Annotated in this window: 18 protein-coding genes; 11 read left to right on the top strand and 7 right to left on the bottom strand. The window is 42.8% G+C overall.

The window, feature by feature from the left end; genetic code table 11:
- The first annotated feature begins 65 nt into the window (after positions 1-65).
- The 9 genes from hemN to N6H18_RS13770 all read left to right on the top strand — a co-directional run bounded on the left by hemN (position 66) and on the right by N6H18_RS13770 (position 10,543).
- Entirely contained in the window at positions 66-1,442 is a 1,377-nt protein-coding gene (hemN, locus tag N6H18_RS13815) for an oxygen-independent coproporphyrinogen III oxidase (RefSeq protein ID WP_262308867.1), read from the top strand.
- 106 nt (positions 1,443-1,548) lie between these two features.
- Positions 1,549-2,406: a universal stress protein gene (locus N6H18_RS13810; RefSeq protein ID WP_262308866.1), complete on the top strand. Its 858-nt coding sequence runs from the start codon at positions 1,549-1,551 to the stop codon at positions 2,404-2,406.
- Between the two features lie 11 nt (positions 2,407-2,417).
- Positions 2,418-3,254, top strand: coding sequence for a universal stress protein (locus N6H18_RS13805; protein ID WP_262308865.1), 837 nt, complete (start codon positions 2,418-2,420; stop codon positions 3,252-3,254).
- A gap of 353 nt (positions 3,255-3,607) precedes the next feature.
- Positions 3,608-5,725 (top strand): cytochrome-c oxidase, cbb3-type subunit I, encoded by a 2,118-nt coding sequence (gene ccoN, locus N6H18_RS13800; protein WP_262308864.1) that lies wholly within the window; start codon positions 3,608-3,610, stop codon positions 5,723-5,725.
- A 183-nt stretch (positions 5,726-5,908) separates the two neighbouring features.
- On the top strand, positions 5,909-6,832 hold the full coding sequence (locus N6H18_RS13790; protein ID WP_262308862.1) for a cbb3-type cytochrome c oxidase N-terminal domain-containing protein: 924 nt from the start codon (positions 5,909-5,911) through the stop codon (positions 6,830-6,832).
- Positions 6,833-6,835: 3 nt separating this feature from the next.
- Entirely contained in the window at positions 6,836-8,257 is a 1,422-nt protein-coding gene (gene ccoG, locus N6H18_RS13785; protein WP_262308861.1) for a cytochrome c oxidase accessory protein CcoG, read from the top strand.
- 4 nt (positions 8,258-8,261) lie between these two features.
- On the top strand, positions 8,262-8,690 hold the full coding sequence (locus N6H18_RS13780) for a FixH family protein (protein WP_262308860.1): 429 nt from the start codon (positions 8,262-8,264) through the stop codon (positions 8,688-8,690).
- Positions 8,690-9,394 (top strand): sulfite exporter TauE/SafE family protein, encoded by a 705-nt coding sequence (locus N6H18_RS13775; RefSeq protein WP_262308859.1) that lies wholly within the window; start codon positions 8,690-8,692, stop codon positions 9,392-9,394. The genes N6H18_RS13780 and N6H18_RS13775 overlap by 1 nt, the downstream gene beginning before the upstream one ends.
- Before the next feature lie 300 nt (positions 9,395-9,694).
- Entirely contained in the window at positions 9,695-10,543 is an 849-nt protein-coding gene (locus N6H18_RS13770) for a hypothetical protein (RefSeq protein ID WP_262308858.1), read from the top strand.
- Between the two features lie 605 nt (positions 10,544-11,148).
- Here the strand turns inward: N6H18_RS13770 and N6H18_RS13765 are convergent.
- Positions 11,149-11,607, bottom strand: coding sequence for a carbonic anhydrase (locus tag N6H18_RS13765; protein ID WP_262308857.1), 459 nt, complete (start codon positions 11,605-11,607; stop codon positions 11,149-11,151).
- A gap of 304 nt (positions 11,608-11,911) precedes the next feature.
- On the opposite strand from N6H18_RS13765, the gene N6H18_RS13760 reads away from it, so the two are divergent.
- Positions 11,912-12,586 carry a Crp/Fnr family transcriptional regulator gene (locus N6H18_RS13760; protein WP_262308856.1) on the top strand — a complete coding sequence of 225 codons (675 nt, stop codon included), beginning with the start codon at positions 11,912-11,914 and terminating at the stop codon, positions 12,584-12,586.
- A gap of 99 nt (positions 12,587-12,685) precedes the next feature.
- Here the strand turns inward: N6H18_RS13760 and N6H18_RS13755 are convergent, their stop codons facing one another.
- Positions 12,686-14,101, bottom strand: coding sequence for an aminotransferase class V-fold PLP-dependent enzyme (locus N6H18_RS13755; RefSeq protein WP_262308855.1), 1,416 nt, complete (start codon positions 14,099-14,101; stop codon positions 12,686-12,688).
- A 191-nt stretch (positions 14,102-14,292) separates the two neighbouring features.
- Here N6H18_RS13755 and N6H18_RS13750 point away from each other — a divergent pair, with 191 nt between their 5' ends.
- Entirely contained in the window at positions 14,293-16,236 is a 1,944-nt protein-coding gene (locus tag N6H18_RS13750) for a tetratricopeptide repeat-containing sensor histidine kinase (protein WP_262308854.1), read from the top strand.
- On the opposite strand, the gene N6H18_RS13745 is transcribed toward N6H18_RS13750, so the two are convergent.
- Genes N6H18_RS13745 through N6H18_RS13725 form a run of 5 tightly spaced genes read right to left on the bottom strand, consistent with a single transcriptional unit; the run spans position 16,233 to position 23,853 of the window.
- Positions 16,233-17,627 (bottom strand): DUF4302 domain-containing protein, encoded by a 1,395-nt coding sequence (locus tag N6H18_RS13745; RefSeq protein WP_262308853.1) that lies wholly within the window; start codon positions 17,625-17,627, stop codon positions 16,233-16,235. The two genes, N6H18_RS13750 and N6H18_RS13745, sit on opposite strands and share 4 nt — an antisense overlap.
- A gap of 3 nt (positions 17,628-17,630) precedes the next feature.
- The gene (locus N6H18_RS13740) at positions 17,631-18,512 is read right to left on the bottom strand and encodes a substrate import-associated zinc metallohydrolase lipoprotein (protein WP_262308852.1); all 882 of its coding nucleotides are present in this window, start codon (positions 18,510-18,512) and stop codon (positions 17,631-17,633) included.
- Positions 18,509-19,990, bottom strand: coding sequence for a RagB/SusD family nutrient uptake outer membrane protein (locus tag N6H18_RS13735; protein ID WP_262308851.1), 1,482 nt, complete (start codon positions 19,988-19,990; stop codon positions 18,509-18,511). The genes N6H18_RS13740 and N6H18_RS13735 overlap by 4 nt, the downstream gene beginning before the upstream one ends.
- Before the next feature lie 5 nt (positions 19,991-19,995).
- Positions 19,996-23,280 carry a SusC/RagA family TonB-linked outer membrane protein gene (locus tag N6H18_RS13730; RefSeq protein WP_262308850.1) on the bottom strand — a complete coding sequence of 1,095 codons (3,285 nt, stop codon included), beginning with the start codon at positions 23,278-23,280 and terminating at the stop codon, positions 19,996-19,998.
- Positions 23,281-23,328: 48 nt separating this feature from the next.
- Positions 23,329-23,853, bottom strand: a complete 525-nt coding sequence (locus N6H18_RS13725) for a hypothetical protein (RefSeq protein ID WP_262308849.1) — start codon at positions 23,851-23,853, stop codon at positions 23,329-23,331.
- Positions 23,854-24,696 lie beyond the last annotated feature (843 nt).

The following is a 24,696-nucleotide window of genomic DNA, read 5'->3' as shown; positions in this document are numbered from 1 at the left end:
CTATATCATGTACACTCATGAATATCACCACTTAAAAGTAAGCAAGAAGCTTATTGATTTGTGGCATGAATACGCATCCTAGTACGCCAGATCATCTCATCAGAAAATACAACATTGCAGGACCTAGGTACACCAGCTATCCAGCAGTACCCTCTTGGAAAGAAGATTCTTTGGACGAATCCAAATGGAAGGAAAAAGTCAAATCAACATTTGATGCTACCAATACAGTCAATGGAATCAGTTTGTATATACACCTACCCTTTTGTGAGAGCTTGTGTACCTACTGTGGTTGCAACACCCGTATCACCATCAATCACAGCGTAGAATTGCCCTACATCCAATCATTGCTCAAAGAGTGGCAACTGTACTTGGAAGTATTTCAAGAAATTCCACATATCTCAGAAATCCATTTAGGTGGCGGGACTCCTACCTTTTTCAGTCCCGAAAATCTACAGCTGCTAATCGAAGGGATCAAAAAATCAGCATGGGTAAAAGCAGAGGCAAGCCTAAGTTTCGAAGCACACCCCAACAATACCACCGAGCATCATTTGCGTGTCCTCTATGATCTTGGCTTTCGTCGTATGAGTTTAGGAATCCAAGATTTTGACTTAGCAGTACAAAAAATAGTGCATCGCATTCAAACTTATGAAACCGTTCATCATGTGGTGAGCAAAGCCCGTGAGATTGGCTACACTTCTATCAATTTTGATTTGATCTATGGGCTGCCCCTGCAAAGTGTCCGAACCATTCGAGACACGTTCCAGAAAGTAGCGAAACTGAGACCAGACCGCATCGCCTATTACAGCTATGCACACGTGCCTTGGGTCAAACCAGGTCAAAGGAGCTTCACCGAGAGCGATCTCCCTCAAGAAGCTGAAAAGAGAGCACTCTACGAACTAGGCAAGTCAATGTTAGCAGATCTGGACTACCACGAGATTGGCATGGATCATTTTGCACTCAAAACAGATGAACTATATGTAGCTGCCAACAACCATAGATTGCATCGCAATTTTATGGGATACACCACACTCAAAAGTGATTTGGTCATCGGTCTAGGTGCATCCTCAATAGGCGACACGGGTGCAGCCTATGGTCAAAATGTCAAGAAAGTAGAAACCTACAAAGACCTCGTGACACAAGGCAAGTTACCAGTATATCGAGGACATTTTCTCTCAAAGGACGAACAAGTCATCAGAAAGCATATCTCTAATCTCATGTGTCAATTTGAAACAACCGTAGATCAAAAAGAAGATCAAATGCTATTAGACTTTGTGATAGATAAGTTGAGCGAACTGTGCAAAGATGATCTAGTCACAGTCGATAAAAATCAAGTAAAAGTCATGCCGGTGGGTAGAGCATTTGTGCGCAATATCTGTATGGCATTTGATAAACCCTATTGGTCTACCACAGTCAATACACGATCATTTAGCAAAACCATATAAACATGATGCAAATCATTTGATAACATGACACACTTGGTAGTAATAGATACCCAATCGGCCGAATTTTAAACGTGATCAAACATACACTCAAAAACATCTCAAACAAATGAAAAAGCTACTCATTCCATTCGACTTCAGTGATTACGCAACTGCTGCGCTAAATTTTGCCACCAGTATCATTGATAAAACTCAAGGTGAAATCATCTTACTCCATGTCATAGAGCACCCTCTCAGTTCATACAACATCTCAGGCGAAGCTGGACTCGACGACCAAATAGATAGGTCATTAACTTTAGAGTTGATCAAAAAAACCAAATTAAAACTTCGTAATCTGGTAGAACAACCCAACTATCAAGGCAAAAACTTACATTTCAACATCATGATGGGCAATGTCTATGATGGCATATCTGCACAAATCGAAGAATTCGAGCCAGACATGATCATCATGGGAACCAAGGGAGCAACTGGTTTAAAGGAAATATTGGTTGGCTCTAATGCGGAAAAAATAGTACGAACAGCCAATTGCCCTGTGATAACCATTCACAAAGACGGGACTCCTGCTGATATCAAGAATATCGTATTCCCGACTGATTTGGACTCTAATGCAGACCGAATTTTGAAAAAATTCCTTGAGTACACATCACTATTCCCTGCAACCATCCATCTGGTTTTCGTTGAAACACCACATAATGTTTCAGAAACAGATTTTATCAAAAATTCATTGAAAAAACTGGCTGACAACAACCAATTGATTGACTACAAAATTCATGTCACAAAGGGATTCCAGCCAGAAGAAGCCATACTGAACTATGCCCAAAATATCAAAGCTGATATGATAGCCCTCAGTACGCATGGCCGCAGAGGACTGCTGCATTTGCTAGCTGGCAGCATCGCCGAAAACCTAGTTAACCACAGCATGATACCAGTATGGACCATGACCCAAAGAAAAAACCACACACACTAAACACTACGCCAATGAAAACGCATAAAATATTAGTTCCCATGGATTTCTCTAAATGTGCCATCAATGCGCTACGGATAGCTAAGACCATTGCAAAAAGGAACCATTTTACCATAGAAATGGTCACTGCGATACACTTGTCTCATATACACCACGAAACCGCAGGAATGGATGCTATCATGCAATCATTGCTGGTAGAAAAATATCAGCAAATCGATCGCAGCTACAAAGAACTCTATGAAAAAGAATCTCTCAACGAGGTGAATTTTGAAATCAAAAAATTCGTATCCTCTGTACAAGATGCTATTTTCAGTAGTATTGAAGCAGGAGATGTCCAGCTAGTCATCACGGGTACCAAAGCCCATCACGACCTATTAGAAAAACTACTGGGTAGCAAGAGTGCAGATATGATTTCATTTTCAACAGTGCCAGTACTGGTCATCCCAGAAAACGTCACAGACTTTAATATTCAAAAAATTGGGTTGGCTATTGATTTTGATGACATGATTGATTTGAACAAACTCAGCATGGTTCATTGGTTTGCCTCTCAATACAAAGCCTTGGTGGAGATCTTTTACATCTCAGAAAACAGTGAGGAAAAATTCCTCTTTGATGATCAAAAAGTCAACCTTGCAGCATATTTCAAAAATGTCAAACATAGTTTTATCAACATATCAAAAAAATTGGATAGTTCAGGGGTGGAAATCACGGAGGCCGTAAAAAACCTAGGAATAGACTTACTATTCATGCACCCAAAAAACCATAAACTACTGGAGAGTTTTTTCAAACCAAGTATCACCAAAAGTGTGCTCTCCAAACTAGAAATACCTATGCTATCAGTGCATGAATAAACATTCCATTGTTATCTCTAGCAAAGCTACCACAGTCTTGGGACAACATTGCTAATCATCTAGCAAGTCCACCGCGACACTGAGGCAGGCATGCTAATAACCAAGCAATGCTCGCTGCAAGCTGAGAGGAGCTTGCTAATGACTGAGCAAATGCACTAGACATCACAGCAAGCTTGCTCAGCGAGGTGAAAATTAAAATCGATGAAGTCACGCTTTCATTTCCTATCAAAAAACCTCTAAATTATATATCATTAAGACATGACAAATATCATCTTCATCCAAAATATGGATCATATAAACCAAGACCTATACAACCTAATTTAGCAACCGATCAATAAACTCTATTCTATCACATGGAACTTGAAAAATTTAGTTACGACAATAAAATCGTAAAGTATTTCACTATTGCAGCTATTTGCTTTGGTGTCATCGCAATGCTCGCAGGACTCACTGCCGCCATTCAATTGTTTTATCCTGCATTCAATTTTGACCTGCAATACACGACCTTCGGACGAGTGAGGCCCTTGCATACCAATGCAGTCATTTTTGGATTCATAGGCAACTCCATGTTCGCTGGGATTTATTACTCCTTGCAGCGATTGCTCAAGGCAAGGATGTTTAACGATACTCTTTCTTGGATCAATTTCTGGGGATGGCAAGCAATTTTGCTTTCTGCTGCTGTAACCCTACTTCTAGGTTTCACCAGCAGCAAGGAATATGCTGAATTAGAATGGCCGATTGACATTGCGATTGCTTTGATATGGGTGGTGTTTGGCATCAACATGATCGGCACAATCATCAAACGCCGCGAGCGACACATGTATGTCGCGATTTGGTTCTATATCGCGACATTTGTGACAGTAGCCGTATTGCATATTGTCAATTCATTTGCCATTCCAGTAAGTTTCTTCAAGAGTTATTCATGGTATGCGGGTGTACAAGATGCACTTGTACAGTGGTGGTATGGACACAATGCCGTGGCATTCTTCCTGACCACTCCTTTTTTGGGATTGATGTATTACTACCTTCCTAAAGCCGCTAAAAGACCCGTATATTCCTACAAACTATCCATTATCCACTTTTGGTCTCTGATCTTCATTTATATCTGGGCAGGACCTCACCATTTACTGTACACTTCACTGCCAGACTGGGCCCAATCACTGGGTGTGGCATTTTCGATCATGCTGATCGCACCATCTTGGGGCGGTATGCTCAATGGTCTACTGACCTTGAGAGGAGCCTGGGACAGAGTGCGTGAAGACCCTATTTTGAAATTCATGGTTGTCGCGATTACATGCTATGGTATGGCGACTTTCGAAGGGCCTATGTTGTCACTCAAATCAGTCAATGCCGTCGGACACTTTACTGATTGGATCGTAGCACACGTGCATGTCGGCGCTTTGGGATGGAATGGTTTCTTGATCTTTGGTATGTTTTACTGGTTAGTTCCTAGGTTGTGGGCTACCAAACTACATTCAATCAAACTTGCCAATCTGCATTTCTGGTTAGGGACTTTGGGGATTATTTTCTATGCCTTGCCGATGTACGTAGCTGGTGTAGTTCAAAGTTTGATGTGGCAACAGTTTGATGCAGATGGTTTCTTAGTGTACAAAAACTTCTTAGAAACTGTCATCCAAATCGTGCCTTTGTATGCTTTGAGAGCTATTGGTGGTACTTTGTATCTATCAGGTGTATTTGTCATGATTTTCAACTTGATCAAGACAGCTAACTCTGGCATATTCGTTCCAGAAGAAGCTGCAGAAGCTCCTGCTCTCGAAAAGAAAATCATCACTGGAGGTCACTGGCACTCTGTATGGGAGAGAAAACCCGTTTTCTTTACAGTATTGACTTTGGTTGCGATTCTGATCGGTGGTATCATCGAGATGGTTCCTACTTTCTTGATCAAGTCAAACATTCCGACCATTTCGTCCGTCAAGCCATATACTCCGCTAGAGCTACAAGGCAGAGACATCTACATCCGAGAAGGCTGCAACAACTGCCACTCGCAGATGGTACGACCCTTGAGATTCGATACCGAGCGTTATGGAGAATATTCCAAAGCAGGTGAGTTCGTATATGACCATCCATTCCTATGGGGATCCAAGCGCACAGGCCCTGATCTGGCAAGAGAAGGGGTCGGGAAACTTAAAAAATCTGATACCTGGCACTACAATCACTTGTTGGCTCCAGATGCAGTCTCTGCTGGATCTATCATGCCTGCCTATCCATGGCTATTTGAACAAGCCATAGATACAGAAAGCACAGCTGCTAAAATCTCTGCACTCCGAACCGTAGGTGTACCCTACCCTGAGGACTATGAAAATACAGCCAACGAGGATTTGGCTCTGCAAGCCAAAACAATCGCTGCTAGTCTCAAAGCTGATGGCATAGATGCTACGGGCGAAGAAGAAATCATTGCATTGATTGCTTATTTGCAACGACTAGGGACTGATATCACTGTGAAACCATAAAGGAAAAGCCATGTTTAAATATTATTTCGAACAAATACATAATGTGGAAATTTGGCCAATAATTTCCCTTGCTATCTTTTTCACTTTCTTCATTGGACTCTTGTGGTGGGTATTCAGAATGGATCGCTCCTATGTAGACAAGATGAGCAACTTACCTATTGACGAACTTTGAAATCAACAGAGATGAAAATATTCAATTATACCTATATCAAACTATTACTATCGACGATTCTGTTGACCCTAGCTTCCACAAGCGTACAGGCACAAGACAACTCCATGGGATTGAGTAACAATGACATCACACTGATTTTCATGTGTGTCATTGCCTTCATTGTCTTGCTGGTCTTATTGATTGCAGTCGCCTTGCTCAAACTGATCCAGACACTGCTCAATTCCGAAATGGAAGCCAAAGGAATTGTCGTAGAGCATGTCAGCTGGTGGTCAAAACTCAATGAAAGTTTGACTGGTGCTGTACCGCTGGAGGAAGAAGAAACCATCGAGCTCGATCATGACTATGACGGGATCAAGGAACTGGACAATCACCTACCCCCTTGGTGGAAATGGCTGTTCTATCTGACAATCGTGTTTGCAGTGGCTTATTTGTTCAATTACCATGTATTGAAACTAAGCCCTCTTCAACATGAAGAGTACGAGAATACAATTGTTCAGGCAGAAAAAGAAAAGGCCAACCAACCAACAACAGAAGAGGCAATTGACGAGTCCAATATTGTATTTTCCAATGATGCTACCTTGCTGGCCAATGGAAAAACCATCTATGAGCGCAACTGTGTAGCTTGTCACAAAGTAGCTGGTGAAGGCGGAATAGGTCCCAACCTGACAGACGACTACTGGCTACATGGAGGAAGCGTACAAGACACCTACCACACGATCGCTAATGGTGTCGTAGAGAAAGGTATGATTGCATGGAAGGAAGTGTTGAGTCCAGCCAATATCAATGCGGTCAACTCCTACATTTATACGCTGAGAGGTACTAACCCTGACAATCCAAAAGCCCCACAAGGCGAGTTGTATCAGGAAGAAGCGCCTGCGATCATCGTATCGGATAGCACAACTGTAGACGCTGACAGCACGGCTGTAGCAGAATAAGAAATGGACAACCACTACCAATACGAAGAAGAGTACCGTGACACCATTGCCACGGTAGACGAATCGGGTAAAAGACTTTGGGTTTATCCCAAAAAGCCAAAAGGCAAATACCACAACAAGAGAATCATCGTCACGGTGATTCTCTTGTCACTGTTGTTTAGCGGCCCCTTTCTCAAAATAGGTGGACAACCCCTCCTATTACTCAATATCTTCGAGCGAAAGTTTATCATATTTGGACAAGCATTTTGGCCTCAGGATTTCTTTCTCTTAGCCGTATTGCTCGTCACCTTCTTTGTGTTCGTCATCCTGTTCACCGTTGCTTTTGGACGGGTGTGGTGTGGATGGGCTTGTCCACAGACGCTGTTCTTGGAGATGGTATTCCGCAAGATCGAGTATTGGATCGAGGGAGATGCCAACCAGCAGCGCAAACTCAACGCTGCACCATGGCATGCCAAAAAAATCCTCAAAAAAGGAAGCAAACAGTTCATCTTCCTTTTGATTTCAAGCTTGATTGCCCACACAGTCATGGCCTATCTGATAGGAATTGATCAAGTGGTAGTCATTGTCTCTCAATCACCAGCAGCCAACCTTTCAGGTTTCTTGGGGCTCTTGGCTTTCACGGGGATCTTCTACTGGGTATTTGCTTTCTTCCGTGAACAAGCCTGTGTAGCAGTCTGTCCCTATGGTAGACTACAAAGTGTATTGCTCGTCAAAGAATCCATCGTGGTGATGTACGATTGGGTGCGTGGCGAACCTAGAACCAAAATCAAAAAACAAACAAAAACCAACAACCATACAGGAGATTGTATCGATTGCAAACTCTGTGTACATGTCTGTCCCACAGGCATAGACATTCGCAATGGCACGCAGCTAGAATGTGTCAACTGCACTGCATGTATGGATGCCTGCGATGAGGTCATGCTCAAGGTCGACAGACCCGAAGGCCTCATCCGCTACAGCTCTCACACCGCCATCGAAACTGGAAAATCTAAGCTCTTCTCTGCGCGTGTGGCGGGATACTCAATCATATTGGTAGCCTTGGTAGGCTTCTTGTCTTTCATGCTCATTTCACGCTCAGAGATAGACATCAATGCGCTCAAAGTACCAGGTACCTTATATGAAAAATCAGAAGACGGAATCGTAAGCAACCTCTACAACATACAACTGATCAATAAGAGTTTTGAGACCAAAGAACTTACACTCAAAGTAATCAATTTTGAACAGGCGGAGATTTCACAAGTGGGAACTGCGAATAAGATTCACCTGGCGCCCAACGAAAAATTCTCAGGTACTTTCTTCATCAAAATACCAAAAGAGGACTTGCTGAGTACTAAGTCAAAAATTGATTTGGGAGTCTATGAGAATGAAGTACTGGTTTCTGACTTCAAAGTAAGCTTTCTAGGACCCATTGTATTAAAGAAATAAGACTATGAACTGGGGACATAAAATCACCATTACCTTCATCCTCTTTGCTGCACTGATCATCACCATGGTGGTCATCAGTTTTCAGCAGGAAGTACACCTGGTTGCACCAGATTATTACGAAGAGGAATTGGCCTACCAGGACCAGATTGACAAGATGCAGAACTACCATGACTTGGTACAAAAGCCCTCCCTATCCCTAGTAAATCAAGAGATAGTACTGATCTTCCCTCCTGACATGGTGGTCAGTCAAGGACAAGTGCATTTCTACAGACCGTCTCATTCAGGATTGGACAAATCCGTGGAGATTCATCTGGATAGCAACAACCAACAGCGATTTGCACAATCAGACTTCCACAAAGGCCTATGGAAGGCTAAACTAAGTTGGAAAGGTGGGGAAAAGGAATTCTTCGTAGAGAATAGCATCGTGCTCTGATGTATTGGAGCGCCATCATATTGGGCTTCTTGGGCAGTATGCACTGCGTGGTGATGTGTGGACCAATCGCACTGACGCTACAGGGACAACCGAATCTTCAGAGATTTTTGTTCACTCGGGTTGCATACAATTTGGGAAGAATCACTACTTATGCAGGCTTGGGAGTGCTGCTGGGATTGGCAGGCAAAGGAATCCAGTTGGCAGACTTTCAGCAGGTCCTGTCCATAGTATTGGGCCTATCGATGATTCTACTGGCCATTGCGCTCTACCAACGCCACCAAATCAATCTAGGCAGCCAATACCTCAGGGCAATCAACAGCGTCTTCAAACGCTCCTTTGGTCGCTTTTTGCAGAGCAAAAACCCCATGAGTACCTACCTGGTCGGGTTGATCAATGGTTTCTTACCTTGTGGATTGGTCTATGCTGCCTTGGCTGGTGCTTTAGCCACGGCAGACATCAGTACTGGTGCATGGTATATGACCGTCTTTGGCTTGGGTACTTTCCCTGCCATGCTGGTCGTCTCTCTCGGTGGCAAACTACTTGGTATCAAAATCAACAGCCAGATGCACAAAATTTCTTCTTTGTTCGTCCTTGCTTTAGGTCTGATCCTGATCGTCCGTGGACTCCACTTGGATATCCCCTATCTCAGCCCTGTGATTGGCTTCCTATACCCATTGGATGCGGGCATGACGATTTGCCAGTAGATCGACAGAGTACCATTGATGCAAACACCGCGCTTGACTGTGTATGATCTTTGAAGCATTCACCTCTCCTTGGGATGATCACGAGACAAACTAAACTCCTAGGATCATAGTGCTCCACTTTGGAAAATCCAAATACCAAAACAACAAGTACAATACAATGATTAAATATTAATATATAAAGATTAGCACCAATACCCATAGTTTTTGAGTCAAAAAAATTTCAACTTTTACATGCATATGATACAAAAAATTACACATTACAAGTATTTTAGCATAGTTTTTACTTTAACCGTACAATTTATGAAAAATGTAATTTTATTAATGTTCAGCCTAACGCTGCTTACTTTTGTCTGGTCATGTACCGAAGAAGGCTTTGATGATGCACTCATCAACTCTAGCTTGGACTCTCTCACACAAAGACTAGATTCTCTTGAAAATGCAAACCAGGGTATTTTGGATTCCCTAAACAATGTCAACACTGCCCTACTAGATTCTTTGGCTGGAGTGGCACACAGTGTGGACTCTTTGGGAGGTGTCTCTCAGTATTTGCTGGATTCTATCAAAGCACTAGACGGATATGCAGGACCTATATTTATGACTGTCACTGGAACCTACGATGATGGAGATACTTCTTTTGATTACACAAAAAGCAAAGCATTTTCAATCATCCCTTATACTCTACAGAGCTCTATGTCTGTATACAGATATGAATATCAAGAAGACGAACAATCGCCAGTAGAAGTGTACTACGAAGTAAGGGTATTTCTAGTATCTGGAGGTATGTATGGTGATTATGCTGGAGTTAGTATAGATGTACAAGAAGATGGTACAGTTACTTATATCGAAGTAGAAAGTGAATCAGCTTTCAGCTCTTCTGAATTAGGTCGTTCATATTATTTAGATTTCTATGGTGAATCCTACCTCGATGAGGAAACCAATGAGCTAGAGGGCGAGGTTACGATCAATAGCTTTAGTTTTGACATGGAAACGCTGGAGCTTAGCTTTGATTTAGAATACAACAAAAGTGTAGAACAGGAAGTAGAACAAGAAATCCCTGCAAGAGTTCAAGTTGCATTGTATGATTATTCTCCAGACAATGCACGCTTCACATTCAGCGATCAGCTGGTTTGGGGAGGTGGTGAATATTAATTAATCACACATTGTAGATATTAAAAAAAGGTTCCTCATCTGGAACCTTTTTTGTTAGTTCATGCTGAGGAAACACCCTTGGATGCTCCAGTTACAGTGTGTCAGCAGTATGGGAATCACTATGCTCACCAATGGGTAACACAAATGAAATCCATAGCATTTCAATCACAAGACAATTGGAATCAAGCCAATCACTGTCCTTTGTCGTACATCTGCCTTCTTCTTTCTTCATATCTGCCTACATTCTTCTGCAAGTCTGCTGGGGCTTGACTTCAAACCCGCGCGGGATTAAGGAAAAATATACCTATCTTTTTCATAAAACATACGGGGCTTTTAACAAAAAGATACATATCTTTTTTAATGAACTGGCGCGGGTTTTAGATAGAAATACAGGTGAAACCAATCTACATCTGCACAACTTGCTCATCAATACAAAGCAGCATGCAACAGACTAAGCGGCATGGCTGAGAGGAGACCAGCAATCAGATAAAATACCTGCTCTCAAGAGATGGAACTCAAGCTAGATGGCCTAGATACAAAAACATCATGGATCTGGCAATCCATGATGTGATGAGCATAATCCTGAAAACGAGAGATTGAGACGATTAGCCTACAATCACCTGCTCCAATTGGATCTCGTATTCTGTGAACGCCACCTTGCTTCGATCAAACAACAAGCCCTTTAGTTTGATTTCACCACTTTTGATACGGTCGACCAACATCGGGTCTTCAAATAATACCTCCGCTTGACGTTGACCATTGAGCTGAGCGAGCTTTTCTGATTTCTCTCTGACACTCAACCCTTCCAACTGTGTGGCATGGCTTTGTAGCAAAGTTGCTAAAACCTTCCCCGCATTTTCATCCGTCCTATCAATAGAACCCGTGGCACATGCATTGGCGATGAATGAACATGCTGTATCATTGACCACATAGATGTTTTCTATTTCATTGTCAGACATCAACCAAGCGACGGCTTCCAATTGATCACGCTCAAAAACGCCCCCCATTGCTGTCAAAAAAAAGTTATCAGACGCAGTGTACGTCTCCACTATCCTTCTTTCCAAAAAACAAGTTGGACAAACCAAAAAAAGATTATTCTTACTCATATTTATACACTCTAATTACTCAAAACCTGTAAGCCCATCCATTGAATAGCATCACACGAAACCATCTCACTCTCCATACAATTCTCGGAGATCAAGCCTTGTCATAGACTTCAAAAATCGAGACAAAGTATGATCCTCACTACAGCAAAAGTAATTTCATTGAGCCTTGCCTGTTTTGACCTATCCACGCAAAAAATTTGATTTTAATCAAAGAATGGTATCCTCTACTATTTCTAAAAGAATGTACATTTGGAGCATAACTATGATTAGAAAATTCACTTTCAACAATCAATACATATTCAATGAACTCCCACAAAGCGACAAGGAGTTATTTGAAAAGGTGATGCACAACCAAAAGTACCACAAGAGCCAAGCTGTATTCACCCAAGAATCTATTCCTTCAAGGATGTTTTTTGTCAAGGAGGGCAAGGTCAAGAAGTTCAAAGTGGATGCCGAAGGTCGCGAGCAAATCATCTACATCTACAATGCAGGAGAGTTTTTTGGTTATTCGGCCCTATTGAGTGATGAGACCTATTCTACGTCCACCACTGCCATCGAAGACTCTACGATTTCTTTTATCTACAAAGAGGACTTCTTTCGTATTCTAGACAATTCTACCTCGTTTTCACGTTTGCTGTTGAAGAGTCTCAGTCATGAGTTTAGAGTCACGACCAACCTGATGGCAGTGCTGTCTCAGCGAACCGTACGAGAGCGGGTCGCCCTCTGCTTGTTGATTCTACACAACAAGTACAAAGTAAGTGAGGGGAAAGAAATATCAATATCAAGACTGGATTTGGCAAATATGGTCGGGACTGTGATAGAAACACTCGCGAGGATCCTTCATGACCTCCGAAATGAAAACCTCATCGCTCTTGAAGGCAAGAAGATCAAAATAACCAACACTGAAGGTCTGGAAGCTATCAGCAACTATTATTGACGCCAGCTGATCACCTTGGCATCATTCTGTACCAAGGTGTCGTGCGCATACCTGATGATCAACTCACTGGAGATGGAAATGGGTTCTTGATCGTTCTCTTCAAAATGCAAACAAGGCGGCAATTTCCTTCCTATCCACAGATTCACTTCCAATCCGTTCAAAATCATTAGTAGACTGATTGTAGCGATAAGCTTTGATGAGTTCTTCTTTATGCGTTGCAATGTATTCCACTCCCGCTATTATCTTTTGCAACTCTTCATCTGTCATGGTAGGATGCAATGATACCCGTACAAAACCGGGTTTGTGGGTGAGATTCTTCTGATCTATCTCTCTAGTCAAGGTATCTGATGCCGCCTCGTCTATACCAAACAAATAATGCACATAGGTACTCGCACAAGCCCATCCCCCACGTACCTGTATGGCAAAATAATCATTGAGAAGGCGGACAACGGCATTGTAGTGGATGCCAGTGATATTGAAAGAAACTACACCTATCCTCTTTGATTCCAAATCGCCTAATATCTGTACGCCGTCTATGGCTGTCAAGCCTTGGATCGCAGCTTGGAGCAATTGCCTCTCTCGTGCTTCGATATGGGCGACTCCCATCTTTTCTTTGAGCTGGATAGACATGGCAGCACGGATCGTTTGTAAGAAAGACGGAGTCCCGCCATCTTCCTTGGTTTCTTTGTGTGCTGTGATGCCATAGCCACCCCAAGGCTTGGTCCATGTGACATTGCCACCGCCTGGGATGCTAGATATGCCATCATACAAGGCTTCGTCAAACAGCAATACGCCAGCTGATCCAGGCCCTCCCAAAAACTTGTGCGGAGAAAAGTAGATGGCGTCCAATCTTTCATCCTCTATACTAGGGTGCATATTGATATCAGTATAAGGTGCCGTAGCTGCATAATCCACAAAACATTTCCCTCCATAGTGATGTACCAAAGATGCCAACTGATGCACAGGTAGCAATATCCCTGTCACGTTGGATCCAGAGGTAAAGGCAGCTATAATCTGACGATCATGGTACTGTTGCAAGTACTCTCTCCAAATAGACAAATCCACAGTTAAATTTTTGTTTGGTGGCACTACTACCACTTCACAACCCGAGGCAACCCATCCCACCTGATGCGAATGATGCTCCATATGCGATGTAAGTATCACGGGCTTCTCTGACAGTTGATCCAGTTTCAAAATTTGCAAAAATCTACGCAAAGCCCCAGTCATGCCACTACCTGTCATGACCAGCATATCCGTATCAGAGGCATTGACGTGTTGTTTAATGATGCTGCGGGCTTCATCATAAGCTGCGGTCATGTAGCTTCCAGTTCTATTCGAGTAGGAGTGCGTATTGGCCAACCAAGGACCGACTTGGTTGAGCATTCGCTCCTCGATCGGGCCATACAATCTACCTCCAGCTACCCAATCAGCATAGATCATCGACTGACTCCCAAGGACTGTATCGAAGCATTGATCCCAGCCAACGATACATTTCCTAATTTCATCGAAATTCATTTGTTTTAATGTTGTTTGAGGACAAATTTGGAAAAGCTAAGAAGAAGTACAACTATCAAGAATACTTTTTCTTTGTTTCCTCCCACCTGTAGAAGTTAATCCCGTAATTGGAAATGAATTTTTTTATTCATGCCTACTTAGGTAGTTTTACAGGTTTATGAAGTCTCCCTATTGGAGAGATTAATTATAAGATGAGGACATTGTATAAAACACTATTACTTGCTTGCTACATATGGGTCATTGCACCTACATCCTACGCTGAGTCAGGTTCGGCTATGGGCAGCATCGACAGTCTCAAAACTGCCATGCAAGGCGCCAAAGACAAGGAGCTGGTAGACCTATACAACGACATCAGTTGGAAATACCGCAACATCAGAATTGACTCCTCGCTGATTTATGGACAGAGAGCCTACAACCTTGCCGTCAAACTCAATTATCCACTAGGCATCAGTACCAGTTTGAATTTCATCGGGATCGCCAAAAGAAATCACAGCAATTTCCTCGGTGCCTTGGAAAACTTTTTTGAGGCACTCAAACATGCCGAGCAAAGTCGCAACCTCATACAGATTAGTTACTCCCTGATCAACATTGGCAATATCTATGTTTTTCAGACCAACTATGATGGTGCCATCCAATATTTTGAAAAGGCACTGATCAACGCCGAGAAACTGGAAGACATAGATTTGATGGCCTACTGCCATGTCAATCTAGGTAGATCCTATACTGGATTGGAACAATACGAAAAAGCCGAAGAAAATCTACTAGAGGCCATCAAACTGCGTAAGGAACAAAACAATCAAGAGGGAACTGTCATCACCCGAGTGGATCTGGCCAACTTGTATATCCTCAGCGACCGACTGGACGAGGCTCAAACTATCCTCCTGTCCAACCTACCTGAAGTCAACGCCCTGGGACACAAAACTACCCTAGCCTACAGCTACTTGAATCTGTCCAAAATACGCCTCAAGCAAAATCAACTCAATGACGCTGAAAGGTACGCAAAAATTACGCTCCAAATATGTATAGACAATGATATCAAAAAAGTAGAAAGTGATGTCCTGCAGTTGCTGTCATCCATCTATGAAGCGGGGAGCAACAACAAAAAAGCGTTACTCTATCACCAAATGTATGTAGATAAGAAGGATTCTATCTTCAGCGAAGAAAACACCAGAAAGATCGAATCACTACACGCCAGCTACGAGGCAGAAAAGAAGGAAGCAGAAACCCGCTACCTCAAACAGCAATCTGAACTGAACCAAATGGTAATCAGCAGGCAAAAAATCATTATTTGGTTGGCCATTATTTCATCTGTGCTGTTCTTGGCTTTTGCCATCATCACGTTCAAGGCCTCTCGTGACCGCCGAAAGATGACCCTGCAGATAGAAAAGCAGAAAGAAGAAGCATACAAACACAACAACAGCCTGATCGACCTAAACCACGAAAAGAACAACCTGATCCGTATATTGTCTCACGATCTGCGTGCACCGATCAACAACATCAAAGGCCTCACACAGATACACCAGTCCAGCCTGATAGACAAAATGAGTGAATCCGATAATCAGATGTTGGAACACATCATTGGTGAGTCAGACAGACTTTTGGAGATGATTACTAAAATTTTGAACGTAGAGGCATTAGAAGAAGAATCCAAAAACTACATCTCTGACCGCATCAACGTGAACTATGTCTTGCAGCAGGTTTTGAACAATTACCTATCTGCGGCCAAAAGCAAAAACATCAAGATTACTTCCAAACTGGGCACTAAACCTAGTTTCATCATGGGAGATCAAATACACTTCTACCAAGTGGTAGAAAACCTGATCTCCAATGCCATCAAATTTTCGGAGCGAAATACTGAAATCACAGTAGAGGTATCTATTCCAAACGAAAATGGCAGAGTCAGAATTTCTTTCATTGATCAGGGCCCAGGCTTGACTGATGATGACAAAAAGAAAATCTTCAATAAATTTCAAACCCTCAGCGCCAAACCTACAGGCAACGAGCAGTCTACTGGTCTAGGATTGTCTATAGTCAAGCAATACGTGGAACAAATGGAGGGAAAGATTAGCGTGGAGAGCGAAGTAGGAAAAGGCTCCAACTTCAGCATCGAGTTCTTCCAGGCCAAAGAAGTTTAAGGTTTCACCAACACGACTTCATAGCCATTGCAAGGATTGAATAGCCTGAATATCACTAAACCATCTTGAATCGGCCAATTGGCTATATAAATCTCTCCTTGAGAAAATATCTCATCAGTTACATCTCGCAGGTTCTGCTCATCAATGGCCTCTACCTCTGCTGCATTGGTATAATGAAAAGTATCATTGAGTGTGATTTTGATGAAATTGCCCTCTACTACTGTGGCGTCAAATCCTCTTAAATGCGTTTGACCTACGTTGTTTTCATCTATGAAGCTGATCCCGACAGAATAGGCTATCTCCACCGAATCACGACCATAGTTGAATATGAAGCCAGTCGCATCAGGATATGTCTGCCCGATAATCCTGTCATCTGCGGTCAAAGACTGACCAGTACTGTCTCCCACAAAGAAAACATTGACCGAATAAGGAATATCAGCCTCCGTAGTGAAATTCAATCCCCCAGCATCAAACAAAGAATGTTTCAACTCAGCAGCTCCTACCCCCGCAACACTGGCTGTATAGCTCGGCGCATTTTGTGCTTCACTAGAGCAATACACTGTCCCATCTTCTGTATAACTATCCAGGGCAATCTCCGAAATACTATATGACTTTCCTCCCAAATTGAAAACAATAGGGTTTGCTAACACCATTTTCCCATCCAAGAAGGAATAGGGAATCTCTTGATCAATATCTACCCAACTGGCAGCAGTGATCATCTTGCTATCTTGTCCTGGTGCAGCCCCATCCACACGGATGATTCTCTTAGTCAGATCTATCGTCCAAAACACAGACACATCGTCGGTAGACAGGTACAGTTGCTGAATCACCTGGTCGCCAAAAGGCTGATTATATAAGTCAAAGGAATCAAAATTTCCCGCTTCCTCTCTAGAAAATGCTTGATCTGCATTGGCTGCTGCAGGTACCAGTGTGGCAATGGTTATTTCTGTCAAGCCATCAGATTTGCTATACAATCTGATGTTGCCATCCTGCTCGTCAAGGTAGAAAAACTCAAATTCTGCCCCGAAGGTAGATTGATCCTGTTCAAAGAGATAATGGAATACCGCATAAGTCTCAAAAGTCAACTGAACAGCCAACTGCACATCGACACGGTATGGGATTGTCTGATCAAATAACCTACCTTCCATATCCGCTACGTCGGATTGTATGCGCACTTCATCCTCATCAAAATCCAACAAAATGTAGTAAACACCCGATCCTGGCACAGGTTGGTAATTGAGCACCCAACCGTGCTCAGCTGCCATCAACTTGTCCTGTAGGTCGTCTATGGCGGCTTGTCGTCTTTCGTCCGCACTGTCCAAGCCTTTGTCATCCTCAGAGCCACAGCTCCAAAGCAAAATCAAGATCGATAGGTAGAGTAGTTTTCTCATCTTTTACAATTTAGATTGTAATTCTGCTCTCAAATCATCCAAATCCACACCTGTCACTTTCAGATAGTGCTCTTTGATAGAAGTCAATTTCTCAAATATTTTCTCTTTGCCTGCATTGTCATTTTCACAATCGGCAGTGACACAATCTGCGTCTAGGTTGATATAATGCTCGAAAAACGACGCATCAAATACATAGAATGCTATCGTCTCTGCAAAGTCTTCATTAACCGAACTGGTGGCATAGGGAGATACAAAACCACGCTGCAAGGCTTCCTCTTCTGTGAGATTGTACCATGATCCCGCACTAGAGTAGCCTGCTGGAGAAATATTCTCAAAGCCAGACGGGAGGGAAAATTCTTGGTGCACAATATGGGCGAATTCATGGTAGGTCACTTGCAATTGCAATTGCAACCAATCTGGATCATCCAAATCAAAACCATTGACATTGGTATAGGTGATCCGCGCTCCAGCATCTGCTGTACCCAGCGTCACAGTACCGTCTCCATTGTAGATCAACCCTCCCAAGAAAATCAACTCTGCAGGGACGTAGCGTCTAAAAAAGGCTTCCCCATTTTCTACCGCTAAATAGACATCTATCCAATACTCCTGTACAAAATCCAACATAGGCTTGACCACATCCAAGATCGGTGGTGCGACACGTTGACCAGGGTCTACATAGTTGTCCACGTACTTGTACCGCACGGCTATGTTATACGCTTGTGTGAAGTTCTCGTCGATATAAACATCCAAAGCAGAGGTTGGTTCGTCTCCCTCCTTCACAGGTTCATTGAGCTTTTCGTCATGCAAACATGCAGTCAGCAGCAGCAGACAAACGAAGAATTTGCCTCTTTTCAGAAATGGTATATTTAGCCTACTTCTCATCATCTAGGATTGTCTTCTAGTCCTCCAATATCTTGTGCAGATTGTGGGATTTGCAATACTTTTCTAAGGTCGTTGGGTTGCAGCACTATACTCCCTGCATCGCCAAACCCATGCTGCACAGACATACCATATCTCTTGATGTCAAACCACCTCTGACCCTGTGCCAAAAACTCCTTTCTTTTTTCTAAAAGCATGTAATTGAGCACAATGTCTGCATCACTAAAGCTTGGCTCGTCATCCGCGCCATAGAAACTACGCAACATGGACAAACTCAATGTCAAATCTGCTACTCCTGTATAGCGACGATCTGTCAACACCTGCAAATCTGCCAGACATGCATCCAATTTACCTCCATACAAATTGGCTTCAATCCTATTGAACAAGACCTCTTCCCCTCTAAACATAATACCAATATGATAGGGAGTCCCTGTGTTGGAATTTAAACTACTCCTCTCAAACAAACTCTCATACCTGAGTGGAAACAAAGCATTTTGCCCCTTGACAAGTGCCGGGTTTTCTCGTTCATCTGTCGCTCCAAATGGATTGCTACTAAACAAGTCTCCATAAAAATTCTCTTCCACTCCGAAAGCATAATCCGTGCGCTGCATCAACGATACCTTTCTCATCAACAGTAAATTGGCTGTTTCCTCTGGTGAGGAATACAATTGAGGATAACCAGTAATGGACGATTTGGCAGCATTGTACTCATCAGAGGTAAAGTCTCGGACAAAGGCCGCAGGATTGCTTCCCAACAATTCATTGCTGTATTGAAGACACCGTACCATGTCTCCTTTGTAGAGATAAAACCGACTGGCAAATGCCAAAGCAGCGTTTCTGTTGAAATGATATTTCCCAGAGTTATTGAAAAAAGACTCATCTAAACCGTCCAATCCATCCAACAGATCATCCTCGATGAGGCTGTACACTCTGGAAACTGACACGCGCTCATACTCAGCCAAAAAGGTTGTCTCTGGCGCTCTGACATACGGAATCCCATCATCTGAAGAGGCCGTATTGATGTTGTAATGCTCAGCAAATAGGTTTACGATCATAAAGTGACCATAGGCACGGGTCAACAAAGCCTCTGCCTCTATGGCTTTCTTTTGTGCTATGTCTTCGTCGGACTCCACAGGCAACTCATCCAAGACGGCCAATACTTCATTGGCGTGGGCGATGGCATTGTAGGTCTCGTACCAAAAGAAATCTGGTGTATCCTGCTCATCTGGTCCAGCGGTCACGTCCTCCCACCGATACATCTGATCGTGAGCAGGACGAATATTTGTACCAAAAGTGTAGACAAAATCGTCGGTCATCCAATCTGTAAATGCTGGACTGGCAATGGAATAAGCATTGGTCACCAATTGAGCTGTTTTGTCTAGGTCATCCAGTTCAACTCTATTGTCTGGATTTTCATCCAAAAAATCATTGCAGCCTGCTAAACTGGACAACAGCACCAAAGCCAAAAGATATGTTTTGTTCATCCTCATCATAGCCCTATGTTCAATGAAAATGTAAGCATCTTAGGCTGTGGTAATGCCACGCCCCCACTACTAAAAAACTCTGGATCCTGCCCATTCAATTTCTTGTCCGAATACAACAACGCCAAATTCTGACCATCTACACTCACGCTGGCATTTCTCATTTTGACCTTTTCCAACCATCTCGGAGGAATCTGATAGGCCAATCTGACGCTCTTCAAGCGTATGTAGTCACCATTGGCTACTCTGACATTGCTCTGGTTGTACAGCGTGTAAGCTTGCACATCTGCACCACTCTGCGTCAAACCATAAGTGAGGATAACAGGCACATCTGTTTGCTCCTCATCTCCTGGTGTCACCCAACGATCTTTGAGTTCTTCTGGTAGTGAAGTGAAATCATTGTAACTGGATCTAAAACTGTCATTGAGACGGATTTTGTAATCGTATTTGAATGTCATCAACACACTCAAAGACAAACCTTTGTAGGTAAATGTATTAGAGAATCCTCCTCCACCTCTGGGTTCGCTTGGTCCTTCATACTTAAGAATCGAAGCTAACCCCTCTCGCTCTTGCAAATCTATTTCGGTTACAATCTGGTCGTTTTCACCGTAGTAAGTTGGTATCCCATTGACGGTGAGTCCTGCGAATCGCGCTGAAAACAAACCTCTCCTTGGACCTCCCAAAACTGCCGCCCCATTTTGATCCAAAGCATCAGCCAAACGTGGCCCATAATCCAAATTGGTAATCTGGTCACGGGTATAGCCTATGTTAAAATTGGTACGCCAGGAGAAAGCATTGCTTTGTATATTGATCGTATTGAGGGTGAATTCAAATCCATGAGACTCCATATCTGCAAAATTGCCATACTTGAGGGACTGTCCTCCGATACCACTGGTCAATACCTGACCGATCAAGTCGAAAGACTGTCTGTAATAATAATCTGTAGAAGTGGTCACTCGACTATTCCAAAGTCCCAAATCCATCCCTACATTGAATTCATTCAATTTTTCCCAAGTCAGGTCTTCATTGGTCAAATCCTCGATGTACAAGTAGGGTTCTACATCAGTAGGACGAATCGTGACTTCTGGCTGTAGGTTCAAAATCGCACTGGCATTGGGTGGAAGGTTTCCTGATAGACCGTAAGTAGCTCTAAGCTTCAACTCAGAAATCCAATCAAAACCTGACATGAAACGTTCCTGATCTATGTTCCAAGCACCACTTACATTCCAGGTTGGTAGGTACCTTGCAGACTGGCTCTTGCCCAACTGGTTGGAGCCATCATATCTGACTGTAAAATTGGCAATGTACTTTCCTTTGAAGGCATAGCCGCCATTCAGAAACACCCCAACAAACCTATCGTGCTGTTCATCAAAGGTGTTGATATCAATATTTTGGAGATTAAAGAACTCAACGATGTTAGGATCTGTCACGACAACACTGCCACTCTCATAAATCACCCCCATCGCAGTAGATTGACGCTCGCTCCTATCAGAATACCTGATTTCCTCTCCAGCCAATACATTGACCGAGTGATTGGGGCCAAAATCCTTGGACCAGTTGATACTCATCCTGTTGAAGAATGACAGCAAATCTGATTGATCTAGATAGTTGAACCCGCCTTGTGGCAAAACGACCACAGGATTTAATCCAGGATTGTCTGGATCACGGTACAAAAGATTGTTTGAGTCTTGGAAAAACTGTGTATCATCAGCCCGATAAGCTTCCGCTTGGTTGGATCGCTCATGTACGGTATGATCTCGTCTGGTACTTGCATAGCGCATTTGAAATACTCCATTCACAGTCAGGTTCTTCGTGGGTTTTGCCTCAAAATTTGCCTGAGTCGACACATCCAATACATTGATGTCTATGAAATTGTATTTCAACTCTTCGAGGATATTGAAGGGCGCATAGTTTCGTCTAAAATACTCCAAATCGCCATTTTCATCATAGGGTCTCATAGACCTGCTGGTATTGAGCGCGAAGCTCAATGGATTGATGTCAAAGTCCCTGCTATAGGTACCAGAAATGGGATCAAACTCACGGTTGCTCGTGCCAGGTGCCAACTGATCCCGATAACTCCCTGTCAATTTCAATCCAAAATTGAACTTGTCGGAGACGCGGTAGCTGTTGCGCGCTGTTGCGGTCAGACGCTTGACATTGTCGGCGATGGTCTGTCCTTCGTCATTGAGGTAACTGATTGAGTAATAGTTGGACGACTTGTCTGTACCAGTCGTAAAGCTCAGCGAATGCTGCTGCTGCAACCCAAAATCATTGAACAATACATCAAACCAATCCGTGTTGGCATTTTCGTATTGATTCAAAAACTCTTCATTGAGTCCTCCACCGGCTCCCCAAGGAATTTGCTTTTGGTTGATCAGTACGTACATTTTGCCCATGGCGCCATAGTTCTGGGCTCTGGCTGCTGTGGTAATATCGATGAGCCCCTTGTTCTGCATTTCTCTATACACTGACATTTCTTCTGCAGAATTCATCAGACTGAATTGACTATAAGTGGGTCTAATCTTGACGGAGTAGTTGCCTGTATAGTTCACTTGCAATGCGCCTGACTTCCCTTTCTTGGTCGTGATTACAATCACACCATTGGCAGCCCTGGCACCATAGATAGCTGTGGCAGAGGCGTCCTTCAATACCTGATAAGATTCTATGTCACTGGGGTTGATGTTGGCGATCGACGAACTGATCAGGGTGTTGGCATTGCCGGAGATGAAATCGTCCGTATTGACATTGGAGAGGTCTTCTAGAATCACCCCATCCACCACGTAGAGGGGCTGGTTGTTGCCATTGATAGACGAGTTGCCTCGGATTCTAATTTTTGGTGAGGTACCAAAGGTACCTGAGATGTTGTCCACAGTCACACCAGCTACTCGTCCCTCCAGCATCCGACTGGCATCTGCGACGCCTTCTAGCTTGATATCATCCATTTGCAGGCGCTGCGCTGCTCCTGTAAACAGTTTCCTGTCCACCACCTGAAATCCATTGACGACTACTTCATCCAGTACCTCGTCATCCTCTAGCATTTTGAGCGTGATTGGTTGGCTGTTTTGTGCTGTAAAGGTCTGCTCCTGCATACCCAGCATGCGTGCCACGATGATGTCTCCTTGCTTGGCTTGGAACTTGAACCGTCCCTCCATATCCGAGACCGCTCCGATGGATGAGTTTTTGACTTGGATAGAGACACCCAAGAGAGGTTCACCCTTGGCATCCAACACCTGACCACTCACAGTCACCGGACTTTGGGCAAACGAAATCATGCTGCTTAATAGGAGCAGCATGATGATTGAAATTCTTGTTTTAGTAAAATTTGGCTTCAAGTGAATTAATTATTCCTTGTCGAAATTCATTGTTATTTTAAGAGTAATTGCTTGAGAATATTTTGCTGAAATACTATCATATGAAGCTTGTGAAGTAATCGTATCCAAGGTAGCGTCTGGAAGAGCATTAAAAGAAGCTGAAGTTGAAATCTTAAGATCTCTTTCTGTGACTGCTTCAACCAAATCAAAATCTGTATCTAATCCAATGTCTGAATCAGGGTCTAAGGTCAAGAATTCATCATCCAGTTCATAAGTACCTTCGTCTTCAACTCCACTACCATTAGAAAAAGTTAATCCTTTCAATTCTCTTTCAAAGGTTAAGTCTTCATAAAATCTAATGGAGTATTCAGTTTCACCATAGAGTGTTTGAAATGTTCCTTCCTGAAAACTATAGCCCGCAGGTGCATCACTATATATTGCATCATCTAATATCCAAGTACCTATGATTGGATCTGGTTTTTTCTCATCCTCACTACACGCAAACAACACGGCTATCAAGCCTAAGAGTAAAATTTTGTTCATTACATTTTTCATAACTAATTGGAAATAAGTTCTACAAATGACTGCTAACTAAACTTGGCGAATATTGATTGCGTCGGCCAATCCCTTTCTTGAGTTTATCAAGCAGTAAAATATAATCTAAAAGCAGTTAATCAAATATTTTTTTAATTTTTCAATTGAAAAACATTCGGTAACCATGCTTTTGAATCCACAAGACAAATCTTCCTTTCATGCTATGGTTGACTCTACATTAAGGTATATCATTCAAGAAATAGGAGGAATTGACCTGAGAGCTCCCCTATGTACTTCAGCGTCATATTATTAGAATAGTACAATTACAACTGGATCGATCGCTAGGTATTTATGAGGATAAAAGGCACAGAATTTAGGTCAAAAAGTAGATGACACAAAGTATATCAAATGATCAGCAAAAGAAACACCTGTGTTTGATCGCTCAAACACAGGTGATTGGCCGCTCAAACACAGGTGATTCATCGTCCAAACACAGGTGTTGCCAAAAGGTAGAAAAAACCCATCATACGACTCATAAGCAGGGTTTATTTCCCTGATCATCGATCCAGCACTCCCAGTATGCATCCTTACGATCTTGAAGACTATCAACGCTCAAACCGCACATACAACAACTTGAATTAGTACAAATTAGGTCACAGACAAATACCTGGGTTCTCATCTCAGATCAACCTGTACCACCCATACTGAAAACCGCCCCTATTCATCTACTTTAAAGCCAAGAACCAGATGCCAAAAACAGCTCCGAGAAAAGTCCTGTCTGATTTTCAAATAGCTCAGCATTTTTCAACACCCTAAGTAAGAAGCTTGGTATAAGTTTTCTCCCTCTCCCTCTCAAGAAAAACA

It is taken from the genome of Reichenbachiella agarivorans, from assembly GCF_025502585.1.
Lineage (GTDB): Bacteria > Bacteroidota > Bacteroidia > Cytophagales > Cyclobacteriaceae > Reichenbachiella > Reichenbachiella agarivorans.
Note: the sequence above shows the minus strand (reverse complement) of the source record. Positions and strands in the feature narration are given on the sequence as shown.

Excerpts from the sequence above, each read along its gene's own strand:
- N6H18_RS13775 (WP_262308859.1), top strand. The coding sequence starts at position 8,690 with ATGTATTGGAGCGCCATCATATTGGGCTTCTTGGGCAGTATGCACTGC.
- N6H18_RS13780 (WP_262308860.1), top strand. The coding sequence starts at position 8,262 with ATGAACTGGGGACATAAAATCACCATTACCTTCATCCTCTTTGCTGCA.
- N6H18_RS13730 (WP_262308850.1), bottom strand. The coding sequence starts at position 23,280 with ATGCTGCTCCTATTAAGCAGCATGATTTCGTTTGCCCAAAGTCCGGTG.
- N6H18_RS13790 (WP_262308862.1), top strand. The coding sequence starts at position 5,909 with ATGAAAATATTCAATTATACCTATATCAAACTATTACTATCGACGATT.
- ccoN (WP_262308864.1), top strand. The coding sequence starts at position 3,608 with ATGGAACTTGAAAAATTTAGTTACGACAATAAAATCGTAAAGTATTTC.
- N6H18_RS13750 (WP_262308854.1), top strand. The coding sequence starts at position 14,293 with ATGAGGACATTGTATAAAACACTATTACTTGCTTGCTACATATGGGTC.
- N6H18_RS13770 (WP_262308858.1), top strand. The coding sequence starts at position 9,695 with ATGAAAAATGTAATTTTATTAATGTTCAGCCTAACGCTGCTTACTTTT.
- N6H18_RS13810 (WP_262308866.1), top strand. The coding sequence starts at position 1,549 with ATGAAAAAGCTACTCATTCCATTCGACTTCAGTGATTACGCAACTGCT.
- N6H18_RS13725 (WP_262308849.1), bottom strand. The coding sequence starts at position 23,853 with ATGAAAAATGTAATGAACAAAATTTTACTCTTAGGCTTGATAGCCGTG.
- N6H18_RS13755 (WP_262308855.1), bottom strand. The coding sequence starts at position 14,101 with ATGAATTTCGATGAAATTAGGAAATGTATCGTTGGCTGGGATCAATGC.
- N6H18_RS13745 (WP_262308853.1), bottom strand. The coding sequence starts at position 17,627 with ATGAGAAAACTACTCTACCTATCGATCTTGATTTTGCTTTGGAGCTGT.
- N6H18_RS13735 (WP_262308851.1), bottom strand. The coding sequence starts at position 19,990 with ATGAACAAAACATATCTTTTGGCTTTGGTGCTGTTGTCCAGTTTAGCA.
- N6H18_RS13805 (WP_262308865.1), top strand. The coding sequence starts at position 2,418 with ATGAAAACGCATAAAATATTAGTTCCCATGGATTTCTCTAAATGTGCC.
- N6H18_RS13740 (WP_262308852.1), bottom strand. The coding sequence starts at position 18,512 with ATGATGAGAAGTAGGCTAAATATACCATTTCTGAAAAGAGGCAAATTC.
- N6H18_RS13760 (WP_262308856.1), top strand. The coding sequence starts at position 11,912 with ATGATTAGAAAATTCACTTTCAACAATCAATACATATTCAATGAACTC.
- hemN (WP_262308867.1), top strand. The coding sequence starts at position 66 with ATGAATACGCATCCTAGTACGCCAGATCATCTCATCAGAAAATACAAC.
- ccoG (WP_262308861.1), top strand. The coding sequence starts at position 6,836 with ATGGACAACCACTACCAATACGAAGAAGAGTACCGTGACACCATTGCC.